This is a genomic window from Actinopolymorpha pittospori (genome assembly GCF_014873875.1).
Taxonomy (GTDB): domain Bacteria; phylum Actinomycetota; class Actinomycetes; order Propionibacteriales; family Actinopolymorphaceae; genus Actinopolymorpha; species Actinopolymorpha pittospori.
Genome location: NZ_JADBEM010000001.1, coordinates 5,851,826 through 5,874,899, shown reverse-complemented (window position 1 = coordinate 5,874,899; position 23,074 = coordinate 5,851,826). Strand labels below are relative to the sequence as shown.

19 protein-coding genes and 2 tRNA genes are annotated in these 23,074 nt (G+C 68.3%); 7 read left to right on the top strand and 14 right to left on the bottom strand.

Features of this window, described 5'->3' with window-relative positions; translation table 11 throughout:
* Positions 1–16: 16 nt before the first annotated feature.
* Positions 17–1,192, top strand: coding sequence for a CoA transferase (locus HEB94_RS27430; protein WP_192752568.1), 1,176 nt, complete (start codon positions 17–19; stop codon positions 1,190–1,192).
* On the top strand, positions 1,189–2,004 hold the full coding sequence (locus HEB94_RS27425; protein WP_192752567.1) for an enoyl-CoA hydratase/isomerase family protein: 816 nt from the start codon (positions 1,189–1,191) through the stop codon (positions 2,002–2,004). Before HEB94_RS27430 ends, HEB94_RS27425 begins: the two co-directional genes overlap by 4 nt.
* A gap of 846 nt (positions 2,005–2,850) precedes the next feature.
* On the opposite strand, the gene HEB94_RS27420 is transcribed toward HEB94_RS27425, so the two are convergent.
* Both HEB94_RS27420 and HEB94_RS27415 read right to left on the bottom strand, forming a co-directional pair.
* On the bottom strand, positions 2,851–3,591 hold the full coding sequence (locus tag HEB94_RS27420) for a hypothetical protein (RefSeq protein ID WP_192752566.1): 741 nt from the start codon (positions 3,589–3,591) through the stop codon (positions 2,851–2,853).
* A 392-nt stretch (positions 3,592–3,983) separates the two neighbouring features.
* Entirely contained in the window at positions 3,984–4,394 is a 411-nt protein-coding gene (locus HEB94_RS27415) for a DUF6578 domain-containing protein (protein ID WP_192752565.1), read from the bottom strand.
* A gap of 317 nt (positions 4,395–4,711) precedes the next feature.
* Here HEB94_RS27415 and HEB94_RS27410 point away from each other — a divergent pair, with 317 nt between their 5' ends.
* The 4 genes from HEB94_RS27410 (at position 4,712) to HEB94_RS27395 (ending at position 10,552) form a co-directional block, all read left to right on the top strand.
* Positions 4,712–5,476, top strand: coding sequence for a Stf0 family sulfotransferase (locus HEB94_RS27410; RefSeq protein ID WP_192752564.1), 765 nt, complete (start codon positions 4,712–4,714; stop codon positions 5,474–5,476).
* Positions 5,477–5,614: 138 nt separating this feature from the next.
* Positions 5,615–5,926 (top strand): hypothetical protein, encoded by a 312-nt coding sequence (locus tag HEB94_RS27405; protein ID WP_192752563.1) that lies wholly within the window; start codon positions 5,615–5,617, stop codon positions 5,924–5,926.
* Between the two features lie 897 nt (positions 5,927–6,823).
* Positions 6,824–7,114, top strand: a complete 291-nt coding sequence (locus HEB94_RS27400; protein ID WP_238361635.1) for a trypco2 family protein — start codon at positions 6,824–6,826, stop codon at positions 7,112–7,114.
* A gap of 9 nt (positions 7,115–7,123) precedes the next feature.
* On the top strand, positions 7,124–10,552 hold the full coding sequence (locus tag HEB94_RS27395) for a P-loop domain-containing protein (protein WP_192752561.1): 3,429 nt from the start codon (positions 7,124–7,126) through the stop codon (positions 10,550–10,552).
* 158 nt (positions 10,553–10,710) lie between these two features.
* Here the strand turns inward: HEB94_RS27395 and HEB94_RS27390 are convergent, their stop codons facing one another.
* From HEB94_RS27390 to HEB94_RS27380, 3 genes are read right to left on the bottom strand one after another with little or no spacing between them, the layout of a single operon-like run.
* On the bottom strand, positions 10,711–11,571 hold the full coding sequence (locus tag HEB94_RS27390; RefSeq protein WP_192752560.1) for a helix-turn-helix domain-containing protein: 861 nt from the start codon (positions 11,569–11,571) through the stop codon (positions 10,711–10,713).
* The gene (locus HEB94_RS27385) at positions 11,568–12,104 is read right to left on the bottom strand and encodes a DUF6879 family protein (protein ID WP_192752559.1); all 537 of its coding nucleotides are present in this window, start codon (positions 12,102–12,104) and stop codon (positions 11,568–11,570) included. The genes HEB94_RS27390 and HEB94_RS27385 overlap by 4 nt, the downstream gene beginning before the upstream one ends.
* A gap of 2 nt (positions 12,105–12,106) precedes the next feature.
* A complete protein-coding gene (locus tag HEB94_RS27380; protein ID WP_202896573.1) occupies positions 12,107–12,322 on the bottom strand; it encodes a hypothetical protein in 216 nt (71 codons plus the stop codon).
* A gap of 334 nt (positions 12,323–12,656) precedes the next feature.
* Here HEB94_RS27380 and HEB94_RS27375 point away from each other — a divergent pair, with 334 nt between their 5' ends.
* Positions 12,657–12,956 carry a hypothetical protein gene (locus HEB94_RS27375; protein ID WP_192752558.1) on the top strand — a complete coding sequence of 100 codons (300 nt, stop codon included), beginning with the start codon at positions 12,657–12,659 and terminating at the stop codon, positions 12,954–12,956.
* A gap of 689 nt (positions 12,957–13,645) precedes the next feature.
* Here HEB94_RS27375 and HEB94_RS27370 read toward each other — a convergent pair.
* From HEB94_RS27370 to HEB94_RS27330, 9 genes are all read right to left on the bottom strand, one after another.
* A tRNA-Ile gene (locus HEB94_RS27370) sits at positions 13,646–13,719 on the bottom strand.
* A 176-nt stretch (positions 13,720–13,895) separates the two neighbouring features.
* Positions 13,896–14,861: an NYN domain-containing protein gene (locus tag HEB94_RS27365; protein ID WP_192752557.1), complete on the bottom strand. Its 966-nt coding sequence runs from the start codon at positions 14,859–14,861 to the stop codon at positions 13,896–13,898.
* A gap of 184 nt (positions 14,862–15,045) precedes the next feature.
* Positions 15,046–15,118, bottom strand: a tRNA-Asn gene (locus tag HEB94_RS27360).
* Positions 15,119–15,287: 169 nt separating this feature from the next.
* Positions 15,288–16,949, bottom strand: coding sequence for a M1 family aminopeptidase (locus HEB94_RS27355; protein WP_192752556.1), 1,662 nt, complete (start codon positions 16,947–16,949; stop codon positions 15,288–15,290).
* A complete protein-coding gene (locus HEB94_RS27350; protein ID WP_192752555.1) occupies positions 16,946–17,485 on the bottom strand; it encodes a hypothetical protein in 540 nt (179 codons plus the stop codon). The genes HEB94_RS27355 and HEB94_RS27350 overlap by 4 nt, the downstream gene beginning before the upstream one ends.
* 78 nt (positions 17,486–17,563) lie before the next feature.
* Positions 17,564–18,694 carry an RNA polymerase sigma factor gene (locus tag HEB94_RS27345; protein WP_337918023.1) on the bottom strand — a complete coding sequence of 377 codons (1,131 nt, stop codon included), beginning with the start codon at positions 18,692–18,694 and terminating at the stop codon, positions 17,564–17,566.
* A gap of 184 nt (positions 18,695–18,878) precedes the next feature.
* Complete coding sequence (locus HEB94_RS27340; protein ID WP_192752554.1) at positions 18,879–20,510, bottom strand: D-glucuronyl C5-epimerase family protein; 1,632 nt, start codon at positions 20,508–20,510, stop codon at positions 18,879–18,881.
* A 315-nt stretch (positions 20,511–20,825) separates the two neighbouring features.
* Positions 20,826–21,839: a sugar phosphate isomerase/epimerase family protein gene (locus tag HEB94_RS27335; protein ID WP_192752553.1), complete on the bottom strand. Its 1,014-nt coding sequence runs from the start codon at positions 21,837–21,839 to the stop codon at positions 20,826–20,828.
* 12 nt (positions 21,840–21,851) lie between these two features.
* Complete coding sequence (locus HEB94_RS27330; RefSeq protein WP_192752552.1) at positions 21,852–23,039, bottom strand: Gfo/Idh/MocA family protein; 1,188 nt, start codon at positions 23,037–23,039, stop codon at positions 21,852–21,854.
* Between the last annotated feature and the right edge of the window lie 35 nt (positions 23,040–23,074).

Below are 23,074 nucleotides of genomic sequence, written 5' to 3'. Positions count from 1 at the left end.
CCGAAAGGAGAACGCCGTGCCAGCAGCGCTGGAAGGCATCCGCATCCTCGACTTCACCCAGATGATGCTCGGTCCCTACGGCACCCAACTGCTCGCCGACCTCGGTGCGGACGTGATCAAGGTCGAGCGGCTGGGTGGCGAGTGGGAACGAACCCTGGAGATGCTCGGTGACCTGGTGGCGGGCGATTCGGCGGCGTTCCTCGCCATGAACCGCAACAAGCGTTCTGTCACCGCCGACCTCAAGTCGGCCGCCGCCCGCGACGCGATCCTCGAGCTCGGACGAAGCTGCGACGTCGTGGTCGAGAACTTCCGACCTGGTGTCCTATCCAGACTGGGTCTGGGGTACGACGACTTCCGTCGGGTCCGGCCCGACATCATCTACTGCTCGGGCTCCGGCTGGGGTCAGGACACCGTGTTCGCCAAGGAAAACCGGCCCGGCCAGGACCTGTTGATCCAGGCGATGTCCGGCCTCGCCGCGGCCGGCGGCCGCGCTGGTGACCCACCGACCCCCGCAGGCACGTCGATCGTGGACGCTTCCACCGCTCTCACCCTCTCCAACGGCATCCTGGCCGCGTTGGTCGCCCGGGAACGGCACGGGATCGGCCAGCGCGTCGAGGTCGACCTGTACTCGACCGCGATCGCGCTGCAGTGCCAGGAGATCTCGGCACTGGTCAACCAGGGACAGGACTGGGAGCGGTCGGCGGCGGGCATCGGGCAGGCGTGGCTGTCCGCGCCGTTCGGGATCTATCAGGCGGCGGACGGCTGGCTCGCGCTCGCGATGGCTCCGTTCCCGAAGGTCGCCGACCTTCTCGGCGTCGACGGCATGGAGGGGCTCGACGCGTGGCGCGACCGCGACGACATCAAACAGCGACTCGAGGGGGCAACCGTCCAGCGCACCGTCGCGGAGCTGGTCGGTGTGCTCATGCCGGCAGGCATCTGGTGTGCCCCCGTACGCACCACGGCACAGGCGGTAGAAGAGCTACGCGAGCAAGGGCACGATCTCATCGTCGAGGTCGATCATCCAGTCGCCGGACGACTCGAGCTCATCGGCTGCCCGATCCGCCTCTCGGAAACGCCTTGGCAGTTGCGCTACGCGCCGCCGACAGCGGGCCAGCACACCGACGAGATTTTCGCCGAAGTGCTCTCAGCCGAGGAGATCGCCGGTCTGCGCGCCGAAGGAGCCATCGGATGACCGACGCCACCGATCCCGCAGCACTCCCGCACAGGCGGGTCCACGACCACCTGGTCGAAACCCGTCAAGGCGCGGTTGCCACGCTTCGCGTCGACCGCGAAGCCGCCCTGGGCGCACTCTCCACCGGCATGGTGACAGCGCTAGGCGACTACTTCCGCTCCATCCGCGGCTCCGACGTACGCGCTCTCGTCATCACGGGAACCGGACGCGGATTCATCGCCGGTGCCGACGTGGCGGAGTACCGCGACGCCAGCAAGGCGGACTTCGACGCCTACCAACGCCTCTCCCGGTCGGTCTTCACCGAGCTCGAGCACCTGCCGCAACCGACGGTCGCAGCGGTCAACGGCTACGCATTCGGCGGTGGGTTCGAACTCGCCCTGTGCTGCGACCTCATCGTGGCGTCCACGAAAGCGCGGTTTGGGCTGCCGGAGGTCAAGCTCGGTCTCGTCCCAGGCGGTGGCGGGACGCAGCGCCTGGCCCGGGCGATCGGAACCAGGGCGACGAAGGATCTGATCTTCAGGGGCCGCAGCATGCGCCCGGAGGAGGCTGAACGTCGAGGGCTGCTCGTCCAGGTCGTGGAGCCGGGCGACCTGCAGTCATGTGCCGGCGAGCTCGCCGCCGAGCTCGCCGCAAACGCCCCTCTCGCCGTACGCGAGGCCAAGCGGCTGATCGACGAAGGAGTCCAACAGGCACTCGACGCGGCGCTTACGGCCGAGCAGGCCGCGCTGTCCCGGCTGTTCGGTAGCACTGATGGCAGGGAGGGCATCGCCGCATTCATGGATAAGCGCGACCCACGCTTCACCGGTAGCTGACCCTAATCCAAGTCCGCCGGCACTCCACGAGCATGCGTCATCGAGAGCATCGGCCCCAAGGCGGCACGGGCCGACGTAGCAGACCGGCTGCGGGGACCTCGGGATGACACACCCCACCAGCGCTAGCGGGAACTTGCGGAGATGAGACTCGGGGCACTTCGAGTAAAGACCCACGAGGTGAGCGGCAATGTGCCAGTGCCTATGCCGCAGCGCAAGGGGCGTGGACCCTGGTGATCGTCGTGTAGGGGACGCCAGACAAAAGTCCACGACGTCCAGGACGGCGCAGTTCCACCCGGGTGCGGCAACCGGCCGCCCCCTGTCAGTCCTGTGAGTCCACCGTCAACGGGAGTGACCACAGTCAGAACCGACCAAGGGACAATTTCGCACCCACACTCGCACCCGAACCGCGCAAACCAGGCCGACGACCTGCCGAAGATCCGCATCTTCGCAGGTCAGTAGGGGTAGGGCGGGCGGGACTCGAACCCGCGACCCAGGGATTATGAGAACTCTCCCCAACAGCGACCACGCCATCTACCAGCGACTTTGCCACCAGCCCACTCCCCCACAGCCCCCACAACCACCCCCGCCGACAGCATTTCGCACCCAAACCCGCACCCACGACCGTGCGCATGAGCTACACATCCCGCACCCCGGCCGGCCGGGCGGTCACACCCCCGCGTACAACCTGCCAGACGCCTCCTATCGTCGGAGTCGTCGGGCGAGGTGTCGACTGCCCTCGGGTCGACGGTTTTACAGAAGGACGCCAACCACCCTCTGACCTGCGGGTTCGTCACCGCGGCGAAGACTTCGCCGCGTACACGCCGCACCCTCGAGCGGCGAGTATGTCTAGGCGTCCGCAGTGAGCATGTGACGGGGCATGTCCGCGTCCACGGCTTCGATGCTTACACTCCAGCCCCGGCCTTCCGTGTGGCCACCGATCTCCTCGGTCAGGACCAGCACTCCGGTAGCTGCGTCAAGACGAACCCGGTACCATTCAGCCCACTCTTCGGTCGGGGTGTCGAACCGACCGGTCTCCCACATCCACCGGTGCTGACTGTGGGCACCTTCGAGAGCGGCGCAACAGCTGCATCGCGGCTCGTAGAAGTCGGTGGTGGCCACCACCGTTTCCCACGCCGCTCGCCCTTCGTGGCGGACCTCTTTCACGTCGGTCTCCAACCGCAGTGGCGACAGTTCCGGGGTCCGTAGGTAGCCGGTCCCTACGTGTGTCGGCGGTTGGCTTCCGTCGGCGAGTTCGACGGGGTCCAGCATCGCCACCCACCGGTAGGTGTGGAACATCGGGTCGTCGTAGCGCAGCCGGTCGAATTCGGGTGGGCGTTCGGCGACCAGGCCATCGTCGCGGAGCAGCGGGCGAGGCGCGCGGTCGTCGAGGGGACCGAACGGCTCAGGATCTGGGGTCGACCGTCCCAGCCGGTCGACGCGCGCGCCGGTTCCCCATGGGTGCTCGAGCCAGTCAATGAGGATCGGTGATCCGTTGAGTTCCTCGACCCGCAGGCCGTTGGGACGGCGTACCCATGCCCGGACCGGACGCGACCACTGGACGGGAAGATCGGTATAGGTGACGACCATGCGCAACGTCCGCCACCGCCACGGAGACGAACGCGCAAGCGACCGAAACCCATCCAGATCAACCACGCCCACAGACTCGACGTTACCCCGGCCCGACCAGCCTGTGTCGAGATCGAAACCGCCGACGTCGACGCAAACTAGGCGTACTAGCTGGACGGCGTAGGCGACCAGGTACGTGCCTGCCGGTCCCCTGTGAGCGCAGCAACGAGGCATGCCGGCGCCACGCCAGTCGTCACCAGCACAGCCGCATCGTTCGAAGGTCAGCCACAGGTGTCGAATTATGCCGGAGCCTCCGCGCACAGTAGGGGTAAAGCGGGCGTTGTGCCAGCTCGGCTTGGCAAGCAGCCCGCTCCGCCCTGTACCCATAGACCGACCGTCCGGCGCGACTGCCTCTACCCCGACTCGACCGGCCGGAAGTCCAGCTGCTCGAGGTCGACGACGTAACCGCAGAAGTCCTCTATGGTGCCCCCAGTGTCCCAGCCATCGGCGTGGGTCACATGGACGCTGACCGCGGATCCAGGCACAGCGGCGAGGATCTGGGGATCGGTGTTAGGCACTGAGGCGAGCTGACAATGAACTGCCTGTATCGAGCGCACCGTGCCGTGCACGGACCCGATCACCGCCGCCTCCGAACCATGGTGTTCCTCCTCGTAGGTGACACCCGCAGCCCTGGTCTCGCCGAGGATCGGCGACAGGGACTCGGCGTCCGGTTCGGTCACCGTCCAGGTCACCTCGGACCCGACCGTGAACGGTGTTCCGCAGCACTGGATCTGCCAGTTCCATATCCACACGAGCGCGCCCACCTGGCGATTGTCGCGCGCGGAATCGAGGCTGTGGCCGGCCCGCCGCGGCAGGTCAGCCGACCGGGCGGGCGGGCTTTGCCCTGGCCTGGTCCGGGAGGCCGCGGTCCCACAACCTTGGCCGGCTCGGGCAGCTTGCCGCCTACCGCCAATCGTCCACCTGGGCCCGGTCTCCGGGACCGGACCAAGCGAGGTCGCAAAGCCCTCGGCCCGCCCCGACCACCGCCGGGGCCTCGTCGACGGCGCTAGGCTAATACAATCGCCTGTTGAACATCGAAGCTGAGCTGGGTGCCATGCGTGGGGCGCGTTAAGCTCCGCGCATGGCGGTCGCGGCGCCCCGACAGTCGTATCTCATTTGGTTCAGCCAGCGCGTCGGCAGCACCATGTTGACCCAAGCGCTGGAGGACACCGGCATCGCCGGGCGTCCGCGCGAGTGGCTCGAGGACCCGGCAGGCCACGGACTGCCGGCCAAATATGGCGTCCCCGATGCCGTGCAGCTACGCGACTTCCTCTGGCGCGAGGCTGCCACGCCCAACGGCGTGGTGAGCGCCAAGTACGGCATGAGCGCCGACCTGCACCGGGAACTGACGGCTCTGTTCGCCGGTGTAATCCCGGGCGTGGTCGATCCCGATGGACGCAAGGCCTGGGCGGCGGTTTTTCCCGCCTGCAAACACGTGTTCATGACCCGGCGGAACAAGCTGCGCCTTGCGGTCTCGTGGTTGCGCGCGATCCGATCACAGGAGTGGCACCGGCCCAACCGCGTCGACACCGTGGTGGGCGAGGCGCCGCCGCGCACCAGCGCCGCCGACGTGATCGACGGCTACGACCACGACGCGCTCGAATTCCTGCTCATCGGGGCCAACCAGCGCGAGGCCGACATGCAGGATCAGTTCGACCGCTGGGGTGTGGTCCCGTACACCGTGGTCTACGAAGATCTGGTCGCCGACTACCAGGCGACCGTGCGCCACCTGCTCGATTTTCTCGAGATTCCCGACCGCGTCGACATCGCCATCCCGTGCCCGGCCTTCGACCGCCTGGCCGACGAGGCCTCCGAAGCGTGGTACCAGCGCTTTCGCCACGGTTGATTTGCTTTTTGCTCCTTCGAATCTGCGTCGACGACTTGCTGGGGTCACGCTGGTCGGCCGGAACGCGTACCTTGGCGTGGGCAATCGCATGTCAGCCGTCGTCCCGATCGGGCACCGCGTGCAAGGTGGAGGCTCAACGTGACTGTCACCGTGTCTATCGACACCGACACCGCAGTTTTCTGGGCGACTGTCCTCCTTCTCGTCGGGAGCCTGGTGACGGCAGTTTGGAACATCGTCCTGCCGTTCAGGATGGATCCCTCCTCGCCGATCAGTGATTTCGCCCGCAGGGTCGGCGCCGTCGCCTCTGGGCTCGCCTTTGTCCTCGCGGTCGTGCTACTCGTCCTAGGGAACGGACTCTGGCCGCTGCTCGTGGCGTCGGCTGTGCTTCAGGTCGTCACGGTCGTGTGGATTCTCATCCCGCGTCGCGATAACGCACCATTGATCGACTAGGAGCCGGGCCGCCACCTGCCACTGCGCATGGAACATCCGCGTGGCGGCTACTCCTAGACCGCCCACGACCGTTTCAGGCCGTGTCTGAGTGCACCCTTGTGGCGCGTTGCGTCGGGTTAGCGAACTCCCAGCAGCGATCGCGCGCCGCTGCCATGATCGGCTCATGCCGTCTCGTACCTGGATGAATCGCACCGTCGCCGTCCGTCTTCCCGTCGCCATTGCAGTGGCTGCTGCAGTCGTCGTGTGCGCGCTCGTTGTTGGTGCCTTGGTTGGGCTGAGGCTGCCGTTCGGAGCCAAGCCGGCGACCGTCACCCATGGGACGGCTATCTTCAGTGGAGCGCGTCATCAAGGCACCTTCCAGCCCGACGGAGGGGGACCGCCGGCCTGGATCCCGGGAGAGGTTGTCTGGGTCGATAGCAGTGGGCAGAGCGAGGCGGGCTCAGTGCCGAGCTGCCTGCGGGGGCGAGATGATGCAACCCTGGTACAGGCATCCGTAGAAGCGGGCTACGCCCGGCTTCGACTTCCGGATAATGCGTCGACCTGGATCGTGGGCTGGATTCGCTGCTTGTGACGGCCGCGCTGGGAGCGCCTGGAAGGATGTCGGACAACAACCTGATGTGCTGTGGACGGTCAGGCCGGTGCCGTGATCGATTGGTGGCAGAGTTGCGGTAACACAGATGCCGAACGGTGACTTGCCACGCGGCGGTGGCCGGTTGGGGCCGTGAGGCCGCCCTGGTTATCCCTAATGCGACCGTCGCGGGAGAAGGGATCACTGCTGGGCGTCGGTGAGGTTGCCACATCGCTCAGGTGTCCAGTGCCGAGACCGGGTGTCGGGCCTCGGCTCGAGATCGCTGATGGGAAGGCTGGTTGTGAAGGAGACGGATCCGGTAGAGGGTATTGGCGATCGAGTCGATCCGAGCCGACCTACTGGCAGCCAGGCAATCGGGCGAAGACTGCGACGTCAGGTTTCCGGTCGCGTCGGTGACGGTGCAGCTGCAGGTGGTGGCCACCAAGGGCGTCGGCGCCAAGGCAGGGTTCAAGGTGCCCGTCGTAAGTCTGGAGTTGGGCGGTGACGGGTCGCGGCAGTGGCAGAACACCAGCACTATCACCGTGGTGCTCGACCCGCCGGTGGACCGCAACGGTATGCCGGTCAAGGTCACCAGCACGACCACGGTGTCGAAGGGATAGCGCACCACGATGGACGCGGTGCCGCTCCGGGCCCGGCTGGTCGAGGTCAACGCCGAGCTGCCCACCGGGGAAACCCGGTACGGGTCGGGCTGCATTGTCGCTCACCGCACGGTGGTGACCGCGGCGCATGTCGTTGCTGGCGCGCATCGCGTGTGGGTGCGTGGCCCGGACAAGAGGACACTGCTCTGCCTACCGTTGGATGAGGCATTCGTGGGCGACCCCACCTCCGTCGCTGGCCCGGACCTGGCGTTGGTCGAGATCGATGACCAGGACCTGGACCTGCCGCCGATCGGTCTGGCGCGGGTGGACCGCGACAGCGCCAGCGGCGAGGTGGTGGATCGCTGCCACGCATGGGGATACCCACAGTTCGCTGAGGTGTTCCCAGGCGAGCCGAGGTCGAGGGGCGGGCCGATCAGTGCACCGATACGAGAGACGTGCGACGCGGCTGGCGTGATCCCGGTCGGATCCGGCCTCGTCCGGGGGCTCCTCGACCTGCAGGTCTCGGTCGCACCCCGCGACCTACCTGCGCGGGACCAGGCCCTGAACGAGTGCGCCTGGTCGGGTATCTCTGGCGGACCAGTGACCTCTGCCGGGTTACTTCTCGGTGTGGTCTCCGAACACGCGCCCCGAGCTGGGGCCGGGTCGCTTTCCGCCACGCCACTCACCGCCTTGAGTCCCGACCCGGCGAACCCGAACGCACGCCCCGGAGTACCGGATCCTGCGGCGTGGTGGACCAAGCTGGGCGTGACCGGCCCGGACGCGCTGGCTGTGCTGCCACCCCGCCCCGTCCGGCCGATCCCTCCCTACTCGGCGACGCTGCGGTCGATGGGACGGGCGTTGCGCAGCCGAATGCTGCGTCTGGAGGGCCGCGACGACGAGCTCGCCGCCATCAACACCTTCGCCACGAGCACCGAGGGATACCGGTGGCTCGTAGGCGGCGCGTTCGCCGGAAAGACCGCCCTGATGTACCACGCGGTCACCGCCACCCTGCCTTCTGAGGTGGACGTGGTGTCCTATTTCCTGCGCCGAGTTGCCTCTGATGGGCAGAGCAGCAACTTCCTCGCTGCGGTCATTCCCCAGCTTGCCGCGCTGTGTCCGGCAGTCGAGCTGGCTGGATACGACGAGCACACCTACCGGTTGCTGTGGGAACGGGCGGTCCAACGGGCCCATGACACCGGCCGTCACCTGCTGCTGGTCGTCGACGGGCTGGACGAGGACCTCCGCCCTCGGGACATGCCAAGCGTCGCCAGTCTGCTGCCCGATCTTGTCGCCGGCAGCGACCCGTCCGCAGGCCATGCACACGTGCACGTAACCAGCCGCCCCCACCCAGAACTCCCCGCCGACCTGGCGGACAACGCTGGCCACCCCCTCCACCACACCGCCCCTGTCATCTTGAGCGGGTCCCCCGGGTGGGAGGAGCGGCGCGACCTCGGCGCCGCCGAAGTCGATCGGCTGGCCACCGAAGGTGGCCTGGTCCGCGAGACGCTCGGCCTGCTCGCCGCAGCCGCCGGGCCCTTGTCCCCCGCGGACCTGGCCGACCTGCTCGCGCCGACGCTCCGAGACGGTACCGATGCGTGGGATGTCGACCAGCTCCTCGTCGACCGCGCCGGCCGCAGCATCGAACCAGTTGGAACCGCCGACCGGTCCAGGTACCAGTTCGCCCACGGCACACTGCTCGAACAGGCACGCTCCCACAAGTTACTGGCCAAGCCCGCCTACCGAGAACGCGTCCACGCCTGGGCCGACACCTGGCAGCAAGCGGGCTGGCCTGACCCCAACCAGGACGGAACGGGCACCCCCCGCTACCTCCTCGACACCTACCCCGCCACACTGACCGACGACCCGCACCGCCTCGCCGCCCTGGCAGGCGACGTCGCCTGGGTCAACGCGGCTATCAAACTCGGCAGCGTGGCCGCCACCCTCGCGGTCCTGCGTGCAGCCGCCACGATGGTTGAGGACCCCCGACTGCACGACCTTCTCGCGGTCGTATCGGCGCAACAGGTCAACCTGCAGTCCGATACGCCCAGCAACGATCCCGGCTACGTCCTGCGGCAGCTTTGCCTCCAGGCCCTTCACTTCGATGCGAGAGAGCTCGCCGCCAGCATTCGATCTTCTTCGCAGTCCCGGCCTGACCCTGGGGCCATGCCGCTATGGACAACAGTGCGATCCATACCCCCCGCACTGGAGGTGGGCACCCATGGCGGCCCGGTGCTGGCGGTGGCGGTGCTACCGGACTGCCGTGTCGTCACCGTCGGCTACGACTCACGGGTGCTGGCCTGGAATCTCGACCGGCCCGGCCAACCCACCGAGCTGAGCACCCACGACGGTGCGGTGCTGGCGGTGGCGGTGCTCCCAGACGGCCGCATCCTCACCGGAGGGCTGGTCGAGGGGGTGCAGGTCTGGCACCCCGACTGTCCCGGCCATCCCACCGAATTGGGCACCTTCGACGGAACCGTGTGGGCGGTGGCGGTGCTTCCTGACGGCCGTGTCGTCACTGGAGGGAGCGACTCACGGGTGCTGGTCTGGCACCCGGACCGGCCCGGACAGCCCACCCAGATTGGAACCCATTCGGTGCGGGCTGTGGCCGTTCTCCCCGACGGCCGCGTCGCCACCGTCGGCAAGGACAAGCGGGTACTGGTCTGGAATGTCCACCGCCCCGGCCAACCGGCGGCCGAGCTGGGCACCCACGACGGAGGGGTGGAGGCGGTGGCGGTGCTCCCAGACGGCCGTGTCGTCACCGGGGGGTTGGACGAGCGGGTGCGGGTCTGGCAACTCGACCGCCCCGGCCAACCCACCGAATTGGGCACCCACGACGGTGCAGTGCTGGCGGTGGCGGTGCTCTCCGAGGGCCGTGTCGTCACCGTCGGCTACGACTCACGGGTGCGGGTCTGGCATCTCGACCGCCCCGGCCAACCCACCGAATTGGGCACCCACCACAAAGCAGTGCTGGCAGTGGCGGTGCTCCCCGACGGCCGTGTCGTCACCGGAGGGTTGGACAAGCGGGTGCTGGTCTGGAGTCTCGACCGCCCCGGCCAGCCAGCCGAGCTGGGCACCCTCGACAGCCCGGCAACGGCGGTAGCGGTGCTCCCGGACGGCCGTGTCGTCACCGTCGGCTACGACTCACGGGTGCTGGTCTGGAATCTCGACCGCCCCGGCCAACCCCTCGAATTGGGCACCTTCGACGGAACCGTGTGGGCGGTGGCGGTGCTTCCCGACGGCCGTGTCGTCACCGGTGGCTATAGCTCACGGGTGTTGGTCTGGCACCCCGACAACCCGGGCCAACCCACCGCGATGATCGATACAGCGGCGGCCGGGCTAGCTGTGGGCACTAGCCCCACAGGCGCTCCGATCCTCGCCGTCGCCTATTACGGGGTAGAGCTGTGGACGCTTCCGCAACCTCCACGATTGACGGGCACCTTGCCCAGTTCATGCACTTAGGAAGGCTGCTCCGTGGCCGAACACAGCCGAAAAGAATCCTCTCGACTGGCCTGGATCGGCGCAGGCCTGAGGAGTTGCCACCCGACCTGGGCAGATAGCGGCATAGTGTGCGTCGAAGAGCTGAAGCAGGAAGGTAGTCGCGTACCTGGCCGGATGGTTCAAGCGTTCGCCTGCTCGTCGTTGCCTTGGTCGAGGCAGGCCCGGACGCGGGCCAGCAGGCGATGCGCAGCGGGACCGTGCACGGCGGCCTGTTCCAGGCGGCGCCACACGTCGAGGTAGATCCCGATCTCGGACTGCTCGGTGATGCGCAGCTCGGCGGCGATGGTCTCCACCTTCACCAGCCGCTCGTCGTAAACCCAGAACCCGTGCGATGGTGCGATGCTGATCGGCCCCCCGAGCGGCACGATGCCGACACGGATTGCGTTCAAACCGACCGCGCCCACGAGCCTGTCGAGCTGGCCGGCCATCACCTCCGGCGGGCACAGCGGCACATGTAGCGCCGCTTCCCAGATCAGGAAATGGAACGTGCGCCCGGGGTCGTACAGGATCTGCTGACGATGCATCCGGGCGCGCACACCGTCGTCGATGGTGCCCGGATTGTGGAACACCTCGTTCAGGCGTAGGAACATGTGCCGCGCGTACTCCGGTGTCTGCAGCAGGCCCGGCACGCACGCCGACTCAAAACACAACAGGCGGGTGGAGCTCGCCTCATCGAAGCGCCAGGCCTCCTGCCGCGCCCGGATCCCGGCCGACATCTGCCGCTTCCACGACGCATAGTGCGTCTCCAACGCCCGTAGTCGGTTGGTCAACTCGTTCGCGGCGGCAGGCTGACCGACGGTGGCCGCCCATGCCCGTACATCCTCCTCGGTGGGGGTCTGCTTGCCGTGCTCGAGCTTGGAGACCTTCGAGGGCAGCCAGCCCAGCGCCGCGGCGACTTGCTTCCCGGACAGCCCGGCCTCGGCGCGCATCTCCTTGAGACGGGCGCCGAGAGCGGTCCGGGCTGTCTGGTAGTTGCTCAAGCTGCCGCGGTGGTCCGTTCCATATAGTCGGCGAAGGACTCGGCATGGTGCCATGCGGCGTCGCGCCAGTAGCAGTGGCGTACGACTTCGGCCGGGTCACGGTCGAGGGTCACGCCGAGGAACCGGTCGTTCTCACCGAACTGCAGTCGGGCGAGCAGGGTGGAGTCGAACAACCAGAAGTCATACCCAGGCAGGCTCAGAGCCTGGGCCTTGCGCCGGTCGAGGTAGCGGATGTCCTCCCCAGCCGACTGGTTGAACGGGGTACCCCACAGCTCAAACCGCAGATAGTCCGAGGGCGGATCATCAATCAGGCGCACCCGCTCCACTCGCTTGCCCAGGCCAGTCTGTTCCTCCATCAGGCGCAGCCACGGCCCGAACCATTCGGTGTCGGGTTCCTCGCCCGCCAGGAACTGCCGGTACGGGTCATCCTCGTTCGCGACCCCATAGGCGGTGCGCACTTCCAGCCGCCACGCCGTGTGCTCGAAGTTGCGGAACAGATCACTGAAGGCATCTCCACTGACAATCTCGGCCACGGTCACCCCTTCGGAGTGAAGCGAGTCAACAGCTCACGCGGCACGACCACCGCGTCCTCGTCACAGGCGAGGTCACGCAGCTGCGCGCGGGCCTGCTCCGACAACCTGACGCCCTGCACGACGAACTCGCCGGTGCCCTCGACTTCGTACATCGTGGGGCAGCCACCGTTCTGGCTGGTAGTGCCGATGAAGATGAGGTTCATGTCCCCAGATGCCATGTCCCGTTCCTCTCGGGATAACGCGTCAACCTGGTGGGCGCGTCGACTGCCCCTGACGCTAGGGCCTTATTGCTCGATCAGCTAGACAGCGCGCGAGAAATTTCGAGCAACTGACGCGATCCGTAGTCCCGCTCCGACTTACTGTGCCCGTAACGGACGAAGCTGCTGCATGTACCAATCCGCCCATCCAGACCGCTGCGCCTGCCCCGCACGTTGACCCCGAGCCTCCACTCAGAACCGTCCCCAACGCCCTTCCCGAGACGCCGGTCGGCTCCTCCCAGTCGCGGAGAACAACCCGGCCCCACACTGTCCCGGTCTTCACAGGAGCTGCTGCATGATCGGTCCCGAAACCAGTCCCGGCCCCACCATCGACCCGTCCCTACGGGACAGCGCTCGCCGCCGGATCGAGGCGACGCTGCACTGTTCGCCACGCGGTCCTGTATCCGATGTTGTCCGCCTCCAGGCGACGGACCTGCTCGCGGGATGGTGGGCGGCCGCAGCGGCGTGTGAGGTGTCCGACGACGATCTGCGGGTCGTGGTGTCGCTGCCCTCAGTCGCGCTGGATGTGGCCCAGTCGATGCAACGCCGGCGCGAGTTGGAGACTTCGCTCGTGCCCCCGCTCGGCCATCCCTGAGCCCTACCGCGGTTACCCAGTCGCCGGACCCAAGAGCGCGAACCCAACCAGGCCGAAACCAACGCAGCGCCTGGAGGCAACGATCCCACCCGACAGCTCGCTGGTGATCTTGGCCCGATGCCGTAGGTGGCATCGCCGTGATGTTGCAGCAGACGAGCGCCAACACCCCCGAAGATGGGAGTCTGCCGGCCGGGATCGATTGGACGCACTGGCGCACCGAAGGCGAACGCCGCCGTGCCGAAGTACAACATCTCGAACTCGTCCGCTCCGTGTTCCGGCGCCCACTGGAACTCTGGCTCGTCACAGACCGCGCCGTCGCGCTGGACGAAGCCGGCTTCACCGTGCAGGTCAGCAACTTCTGCGCTCGCTCCCCCACCCCAGGCAACCTCATGCTGCCGACACGGCGCCGAGTGCTCGCATATGTGATGCCGTGCCCTGCCGCCGCAGGCGAACACCACATCACATCACCCGACCTGTCGACGTGGAAGTCCACGACGTTCAAGGCGACACTGGCCCACCCAGGTACAGCAGCCGGACACCACCGGTCAGTCCCCGTGAGTCCACAGTTAAGAGGAGTGGGCAGAGTCATCTCCGACCAACGGACTCACTCGCAACCAGACTCGCACCCGAACCACGCAAAACGAGCCGACGACCTGCCGAAGATCCACATTTATGCAGGTCAGTAGGGGTAGGGCGGGCGGGACTCGAACCCGCGACCCAGGGATTATGAGTCCCCTGCTCTAACCGGCTGAGCTACCGCCCCCCGAGCCGGCCACGTTCCGCGACCGCTTGCTGAGCCTAGCCGCCTGGTGACGTGGGAGTCTCGACAGGTCCCACTCCCCATGGTCGCGTGTCTGGCGTGCCAGCAGTGCGTTTGGTTCGGAGCCGGCGGTTCCGGCACGGATCCGCCACAGGATCCAGTCCGGATCCGGCCACCAGCTACTTGGCCGACTTGCGTTCGGCGAGGTCGAACTCGCGGTAGACGCGGTTCCAGAAGCCGTCGCGCAGCCAGACGCGTGCCTCGGGGTAGGGCCGGAGTGAGTGACCGAGTTCCTTCTCCGCCTCGATCAACAGTTCGGTGTCGATGACGGTCGGCAGGATCGGGCCGGGCAGCAGGTCGCGTACGTTGTCGCGGCCGCGGGTCAGGATCCACTTCTGGGCGACGTGTTCACCGACCTCCTCGACCGCGTCACGGTTGGGGCCGAGCTTGGAGAGGGCGCTGCCAGCGGGACTCGGCGTACGTGCGGCCCGGGTGGTCGTCGCCGCGGCTGGCCGGCCGGCGAACACCTGCGCCGGCGTCGGGGTGCTCGGTTGGCTCGGCGAGGTGGGCAGCGGGTTCGCCTGGCGGACGAACGGCCGGAGCAGATCCGCCGACAGGACCTCGACGAAGTCGGCCTCCCAGACGAGGCGCTCGGCCTGGTTGCTGCCGTACGACGGCTCGACTCCCCACAGATGGATCCGTACGCCGTAGGCCTGCGCGGCCTCCACGGCGGAGACGAGGTCCTCGTCACCGGCGATCAACACCGCGTCGGTCACTGCGCTGTGCCGGGCGAGCGCATCGAGGTCGCTGCGGATCTGGGCGTCGACACCCTTCTGCTGGCCCTGCTTGTTGAGGTTGCCCAACCTGACCTTGACCATCGGCAGGGCGGCGATCACGCGCTGGTCGACGGTGGGGACGCGGTCGTGGGCGGCGTCGTACCAGTAGACCCGGAGCAGCTCACCCGGCAACCGCTCGGCCGCCTGCTTTTGCAGGGCCTGGATGAGCTCGTCGGCGGCGACCCGGTATTCGCGGCGCTCGCGGGCGCCGAAGAGGACCTCGCCGGCCGCGGCGTAGAGGTAGCCGACGTCGACCAGGATCGCGTACTTCATCGCGAACACCGACGCGCTGAGGTCAGGGATCCCCATGGCGACCTCCCTCGACCGCACTGCACCAGGCCGCGCATCGGCGGACGTCCTGGCCGGGCGCTGTCCCAGCGAGCGTACACGTCAGCCCATCCCGGCGACCGGCGGATGTTGAGAACGAACACGGTGGACAGACAACGATCCCCCGCCCGGTGGAGTTACCCGGGCGGGGGATCCGATGATCACGCTCCCGCGGCTGGACTCGAACCAGCAACCTGCCGGTTAACAGCCGGACGCTCTGCCAATTGAGCTACGCGGGATCGCGGCGCCGGCGACTGCCGGCTGGCATACATTAGCAGCCCCCTGGGGGGCCCCGTATCAGCCGGGTTGGCTTCAACGCGGGTCCCGAATCGACGGTCGCGCAGGCCCTCGGCACCCGGCCCCCGGCACTCAGCCCGCGGCCGGGTCCCACCCCGCTTCCCGCGTGGCTCACCGGGGCAGCGCGCCGTACTGGCGGAGGATCTCGATCACCCGCGGCTGGCTGGCGAAGGCCCGGGCCACGTCGTTCGGCGTCGCGATCCGGTGCGCGTTGCTGTCGATGTAGCCCCGGAGCAGCCGGTCGAAGGTCGCCGGCCCGACCGCCTGCCGCGCCCGGTGGAGCATCGCTCCGCCCTGCCGGTAGACGCCGACGGCGTACAGGTCGGGGTTGCGCAACGAGGCGTACCACTGCATCGACTCGCCGACCCGGTCGCGGACCCGGGTCGGGATCTGCGCGCGAAGCGATCTCTCGGCCGTACCGTCGACCAGGACCTCGGCGTACTCCGCGAACGACTCGTCCATCCACGGGTCGCGAGCCTGGTCATTACCGACCAATCCGTAGAACCACATGTGTGCCACCTCATGGGGCACAAGCTCGGGATATCCACTCGGTCGGACGTTGCCGAACTGGATCGCTCCGGGCAGCTCGATACCGGACGGGACGTCCGGGGCGATGGTCACCCACAGGTCGTCGTACGGGAAGGGTCCGAGGTAGGCGGACAGCTCCTTGACCGCGCTGACCGTGGCGTCGGCCCACTCCCCCGCGGGCGCGACAGAGCCGGGCGCCGCACCGACATGGACGCGTACACCGTCGGCGACCCGTTCGACGACGTCGAGCCGGCCCGCGGTGATCGCGACGTCGCGTACGGCGTTGGCGCGGAACTGGTGGACGACACTCCCTGCGCGGGACGACGGGACGACACCGAGCTCCTGGCCCGTACCGAGGACCTCATCACCCTTCGGCACCACCACGTCCAGCTGGTCCAGCCGGAACTCCTCGCTCGTGGTCGTCTCGCCGAACAGGTCGACCGCCGGGTCGGTCACCCAGCCCTTGCCACGCTGCCAGGCGAGCAAGGGGTACGCGGTGGCCAGCCAGATTGTGCGGTCCCCGGAGGAGAACCCCACCCGCTCCGGCGTGTCGGCGCCCACCGTCAACGTGAACGCGAGCTCGACCTGCGCCTTCTTGCCGGCACTGAGACAGCTCTGCAGCGGTATCCGGATCAGCGTGCCCGGCGAGCCGGGAGGCGCTCCCGCCGCCTCGACCTTCGGCGTGGTCATCTGGCCGTCCACCGCGACGGCGGTGACGTCGAGACGGTTGCCGGCACGTGCCGTCTCGGGCTTGTTCGGCCAGGCCCGGAAGACCACCTCGCAGGTACGCCGGTCCGGGGTGAAGGTCACGCTCTCCGTGCCCCGCACCACCCGGCGGTCCGCAGGAATGTCGAAGCACAGCGTCACCGCCGGCCGGTCCTTCCACGGAGCGGCGCGGGCGGCACTCGCGGCCTCCGCGGCGCTCTCGACGCGGGCTCCGCCGGCCACGGCGACCGCACGCGCGTCTGACCCACCGGACCCGCCGGACCCGCCGGTCGGGTCGGCGTACGACACCTTCGAACTCCCGCCGGCACCCTCCCCACCGGTCGGACAGGCTGACGGCCCTTCGGCCTCGGGGGCCGACGATCGGCCTGGCGGAGTGGCCGTGCTCTCGGGAGTCGACGGCGGAGTGGAGACGGTGCTGTCCGGAGCGCCGCCCGCGAGCCCACCGGCGCTCGGCGTGCACCCGGCAAGACCTGCCGCGGCGGCACCCAGTACGAGCGCCGCGACTCGCAGCCGCCTCACGGCTCGATCTCCGCGCGCACCGAGTCGAGCGCGCGCTGCGCGGCGGCGAGAAGCTCCGGATCGCCCGGGTCGATGCCCTCGTCGAAGGCGACCGCCCACACCAGGTCGGTGTCGGCGCCCGGGGCGGCGGCGGGCGGCCGACGTGCGATCACCCGGACACCCACGTCTCCACGCAGGGGTACGTGCTGTTCGACCACGACACTGGCGGTGATCCGCTCCCGGATCAGGGCGAGCAGGCGCTGGTCCGGCGGATCGAAGCGGAGCGCCCAGGAACGCATCCGCTCACCGAGCGGCGCCGCCTGGGTGACCCGGAGCCGTTCGGACTCGCGATCCCATTCGGCATGTTCGACCTCTTCCCAGGGAATGCCGTGATGGGGACCCTTCACCCCGTCGTCACGCTCCGGAAGATAAAGCGCGCGTTCGGTCGCGATTATCCAGGCTCCGGACGCGTCCGCGGCGGACGCGAGGATCCGCTCACGGGGGCGGAGGGCAAGGGCGTTCGTCACTTCGCGGGGAGGGCTCTGCCGACGGCGCACGTGGTCACGGTACTGGCCGAGACGGCGGCCCTGGCAGGGGACGCGGGATACTCGGGCCATCCGGTCCGACCACGTACCTCAGGCGAGGTACTCCCGCAGACCCGGCGCCCAGCTCCCACCACGAAGCTTCGCGAGCGTCTTCGCCTCGATCTGTCGCACCCGTTCGCGCGTCACGCCGAACCTACGGCCGACCTCCTCCAGGGTGTGGATCTGTCCGTCGGTGAGGCCGTAGCGCATCTGGACGACGTACCGCTCCCGCTCACCGAGTTGGGCGAGCGCGGAGTCGATGTGTTCGCGCATCAGTGAGGACGCCGCCGCCTCCAGTGGCGCGATGGCGTCGAGGTCCTCGATCAGGTCACCGAGTTCGGACGCCTCCATCTCACCGATCGGTGTGTGCAGCGAGACCGGCTCGCGGGCGAGTCGCAACAGCTCACTGGCCCTCTCGGGGGCGAGCCCGACGACCTCGGCCACCTCCTCGATCGCGGGATCGCGACCAAGCTGCTGGAAGAGCTGCCGCTGCGCGCGCAGGACCCGGTTGATCGCGTCGACCACGTGCACGGGTACGCGAATCGCCCGCGACTGGTCCGCGATCGCGCGGGAGATCGCCTGCCGGATCCACCAGGTGGCGTACGTCGAGAACTTGTAGCCGCGGGTGTAGTCGAACTTCTCCACCGCCCGGATCAGGCCGAGGTTGCCCTCCTGGATCAGGTCGAGCAGCGGCAGACCACGACCGGTGCAGCGTTTGGCGACAGAGACCACGAGCCGGAGGTTGGCCTCGATGAGGTGCCGTTTGGCGACCCGACCGAGCCGGACCAGCGCCTCCAGTTCGGCATCGGTGGCGACGACGCCGCAACCTTCGATGCGGCGGCGTTCGGCGAACAGGCCGGCCTCGATCGACCGGGCCAACTCGACCTCCTGTTGCGCGGTGAGCAACGGGACCCGGCCGATCTCGCGGAGGTACTGCCGAACCAGGTCAGGAGCCCGGTCGCTGAGTTCGTCGAGCGCGGGAAGGTCCTCCTCCGCCTTGGCGTCGGCCGCACCCTCGACAGTTTCGGCCGCACCATCCGCGGCTTCGGCCACTACCTCGACGTCGGCGTCGACGTCGGTCTCGCCCGGGGAACGAACCTCGACCTGCCCGTCCGGACCCGAGCGTCCGAGCGGCGATGCGTCGGCTCCTTGAGCCGCTGACAAAAGCGCGAAGACCGGCACGGCACAACTCCTCCCACGGGGAAGATCGGCGTGATCCAGTCTGCCCGCCCTCCGACAGTTACGTTGGGCGTTTGCGAATACTCATGGAGCAATGACCGACGTCGGCACGTTTCCGGCCGGTACCACCCGGATCGCACCAGCATCTGGTACGCGACGATCCGAAATGCGGAACGCCTCGCGCTGGTCAGGAGGCGGGCTGGAGACTCGCCGCCGCGATCCAGTAACCGGTGAGTCTCCCGCTGGTGACGTGGACGCTGGGTACGCCGCCGATCCATGCCTTCGCGTCGTAGCTCACCTGGGTGGCCGCCCTGGGAGTCAGCTTCGTCCGGCCGCTCACTTCGCCCTCGGCGTCGTACCTCGTGCCGACGTAGACGCGCTTGGCGGGCAGGACGCCCTCGCGGTTGGCGTGGTACTCGAGGATCTGGATCGGCCCGCGCATCAGGCTCAGACCCGCCTTCTCGGGGACCCACAAACCTTCCATCACGCTGCCCTTGGTCATGCGGTAGTAGACGCCGCGACCCTTGACCCGCATACGCCGGATGGTCGTCGCCGTGGTCGCCTCGGTCAGCGTCACCGTCTTCGATCCGAGAACCGCACCGGTGGCGATGTCGAAGTTGTAGCCGATGTGCCTGCCGGCGGGCAGGTCGACCGTGCGGGGGGTGTCGAGTACCGGGTAGGGGTTGTCGGCGGCCATCGCGTCGGCGAGTTGGACGAACTCGTTGCGCCCGGTCATCAGCCACAGCTGGATGAGCTGGGCGATGTGGATCTTGTGGTAGCCGTTGGTCGCCGTGGAGTGGTGAGTGACGCAGTAGATGGACTGTGCCTGTGGGACGCGCAGGGTCGAGCGGTAGCGGTTGATCGTGGTGATGCCGCCGTCGTAGAGCGCGAGCGCCTGCGGACGCCTGGTCACCCGGTAGTAGTCCCAGAGCCCGAACACCGCGGACATGTGGCCGTTGAAGACGAGGTCCGCCGTGTCGGGGCTGCCGAAGGGGTACTCGACGAACCACAGCAGGTGGTCGGAGCCGACGCTGACCACCCACGGCGCCTGCTCGTCGGGTGGGAGGAGGAAGCTGTTGAACGTACGGTCGGCGGCCTCCGCCCACTTGGCCTCGTGCGTCGTCGCGGCGAGCCGGGACATCAGCGAGAGGACCTTGCCCTGGGACAGGCCGCTGTACCACGGGGCGCGCACCGTCTCCGCGATGTTCCCGTGCAGGCGGAAGTCGAACGGGTAGGGGTAGAACCACGCACCGCGGGACTCGACGCGGCGGTCGATCAGGCGCTGCGCCTGCAGCTTCGCGCGGTTCAGGTAGAACTCGTCGTGGGTGCGGTCGTAGGACTCGAGGTTCTCGATCCCGTAGTTGGCCTGGAAGTTGGGATGGTCGTACATCTTCCCGTCGACGATGAACATCCGGACGCCGTGCCCGTCGTGCGGTCCGGTGTCGACCTTCGGGGTGACCCTGCCGGTGACCAGCGGGACCTGCGCTCCGTGAAGGTCACGGAAGGTGTAGCCGTCCCGACTGAAGGAGAACGGCAGCGACGGGACGGTCACCTTCTGCCCTAGCGGAGCCGAGCCGTCGTCCTGCTGTTGGAGCACCGGGCTCGGGTCTCGCGAGGGCGGGAGCGCCAGGTCACGCCCCTGCGGCGTCTGTGCGGCCTCCGGGGCTGTGCGGTTCGCCGCGGATGCCGTCGGCGCCGTGCGTGACGGGACGGGCGCCCCGTCGTCACCGACGATCCCGAGCGGCGTGTTGCACGCGGACATGACCAGCGCACACACGGTCGCCAGCACCCCCACCATGACGTGCCTGCGGTGTTTCATGAACCCCCACTGACCTGACAGCTCCGTCGGTGCCGGACGTCCCGAAGGACGCCGACCGACGACGGAGCTGATGCGGTGCGCCACGCTGCCTGGCGCACTGTTTCAAATACCAAGAACGTCCCAGGTCGGACAAGGGTTGCGGGTCGGGTCGCACGTGACAGTTCGGACACGACTGGTGAGCGTTCCTGACGTGGTGGGAGGGACGGACGGCGGAACCGGCGCTGGTCTGGCCGGCAGCCCTTACGGCGAAGGCCGGAACCGCCACGTGCGCGGTTCCGGCCTTCGACGGTGCTGCTCGGTCCTGCCAAGCGGTTCTCAGCTGTCGGAGCTGCTGAACGCCGCGTCGAACGACGCCGCGGACGGCTCGATCTCGCACAGGGCCCGGACGGTCGCGAGCGACTCGGGGGCACCCATCAGCCGGTCCATGCCGGCGTCTTCCCACTCGATCGAGATGGGTCCGTCGTACCCGATGGCGTTGAGGGCGCGAAAGCAGTCCTCCCACGGGACGTCACCGCGACCGGTCGAGACGAAGTCCCAGCCACGGCGCAGGTCGCCCCAGGGCAGGTGCGAGGACAGCCGACCGTTGCGGCCGTTGCCGACCCGGCGCTTCGCGTCCTTGCAGTCGACGTGGTAGATCCGGTCCTTGAAGTCCAGGATGAACCCGACCGGGTCGAGGTCCTGCCAGACGAAGTGGCTCGGGTCCCAGTTCAGCCCGAACGCCGGGCGGTGTCCGATCGCCTCGAGGGTCCGGACCGTCGTCCAGTAGTCGTAGGCGATCTCGCTCGGGTGGACCTCGTGGGCAAACCGCACGCCCACCTCGTCGAAGACGTCGAGGATGGGGTTCCACCGGTCCGCGAAGTCCTGGTACCCCGCGTCGACCATCGCCTCCGACGCCGGCGGGAACATCGCGACGTACTTCCAGATCGAGGAGCCGGTGAAGCCCACCACCGTGTCGACGCCCAGCCGGGCGGCGGCGCGCGCGGTCATCTTCATCTCCTCGGCGGCCCGCTGGCGCACGCCTTCGGGGTCACCGTCGCCCCAGATGCGGGCTGGAAGGATGTCCTTGTGCCGTGCGTCGATCGGGTCGTCGCAGACGGCCTGGCCCTTGAGGTGGTTGGAGATCGCCCACAGCTTGAGGTTGTGCTTCTCCAGCGTGTCCAGCTTCGCCTTGACGTACTTGTCGTCCTCGGCGGCCTTCCAGACGTCCAGGTGGTCACCCCAGCAGGCGATCTCGAGACCGTCGTAGCCCCACTCGGAGGCCAGCCGGCACATCTCCTCGAAGGGCAGGTCGGCCCATTGGCCGGTGAACAGTGTGACGGGACGCGGCATCTGCTCTTCTCCTCAGCTGTTCTCGGTGTTCTCTGTCGAGACCCAACCGGATCCCGACTCGGCACTGCGTTCTACTGCGTCGAGCACCAGTTGCACCTGCAGCCCGTCGGCGAACGTCGGTGCGGGGTTGGTGTTCGCGGCGATCGCCGTCACGAGGTCGAAGGCCTCGTGGGTGAAGCTGTGCTCCCAACCGATGATGTGACCCGCCGGCCACCACGCCGACATGTAGGGGTGCTCGGGCTCGGTGACGAGGACCCGGCGGAACCCCTGGACGGTGACGTCGTCGTCGGCGAGGTAGACCTCGAGCTCGTTCAGGCGCTCGAGGTCGAAGACCAGCGAGCCCTTCTCGCCGTTCAGCTCGATCCGCAGGCCGTTCTTGCGGCCGGTCGCGAACCTCGTCGCCTCGTACGTCGCGACCGCCCCGCCGGACAACCGGGCGACGAACAGCGCCGCGTCGTCGACGGTGACCTCACCGCGCTCGGTCGAGCCGGTGCCCCGCAGGCCCTCGGTGGAGGCCACCAGCGGGCGCTCCTTGATGAAGGTCTCCGTCAACCCGCTCACCCCGGTGACCAACTGGCCGGTGATGAACTGCGTGAGGTCGACGATGTGGGAGGCGATGTCTCCGAGCGCGCCGGAGCCAGCCTCCTCCTTCTTCAGCCGCCACACCAGCGGGAAGTCCGGGTCGGTGATCCAGTCCTGCAGGTAGACGGCGCGCACGTGCCGGATCGCGCCGAGCTTCCCGTCAAGGACCAGTTGCCGGGCGAACGCCGCGGCCGGCACCCGGCGGTAGTTGAAGCCGACCATCGAACGGACGCCGTTGGCGGCGGCGGCCTCGGCCGCCTTCACCATCTCGCGGGCCTCCTCGACGGTGTTGGCGAGCGGCTTCTCGCACAGCACGTGCTTGCCGGCCTGGAGCGCCGCGATCGCCACCTCGGCGTGGTTGCCGCCGGGGCTGCACACGTCGACGAGACCGATGTCGTCGCGCTCGACCAGCGCCCGCCAGTCCGTCTCGTACGAGCGCCAGCCGAACTTGTCGGCGGCGGCCCGCACCTTGTCCTCGCTGCGACCCGCGATCGCCGCCATGTCGATGGCGTACGGCAGGTCGAACGCGGCGTTCACGGTGCGCCAGGCCTGCGAGTGGGCCTGGCCCATGAAGGCGTAGCCCACCATGCCCACGCCGAGCGTTGGCTTACTTGTCATCCTGCTCCTCGTCTCCTCTACCGAGCACCTCAGGC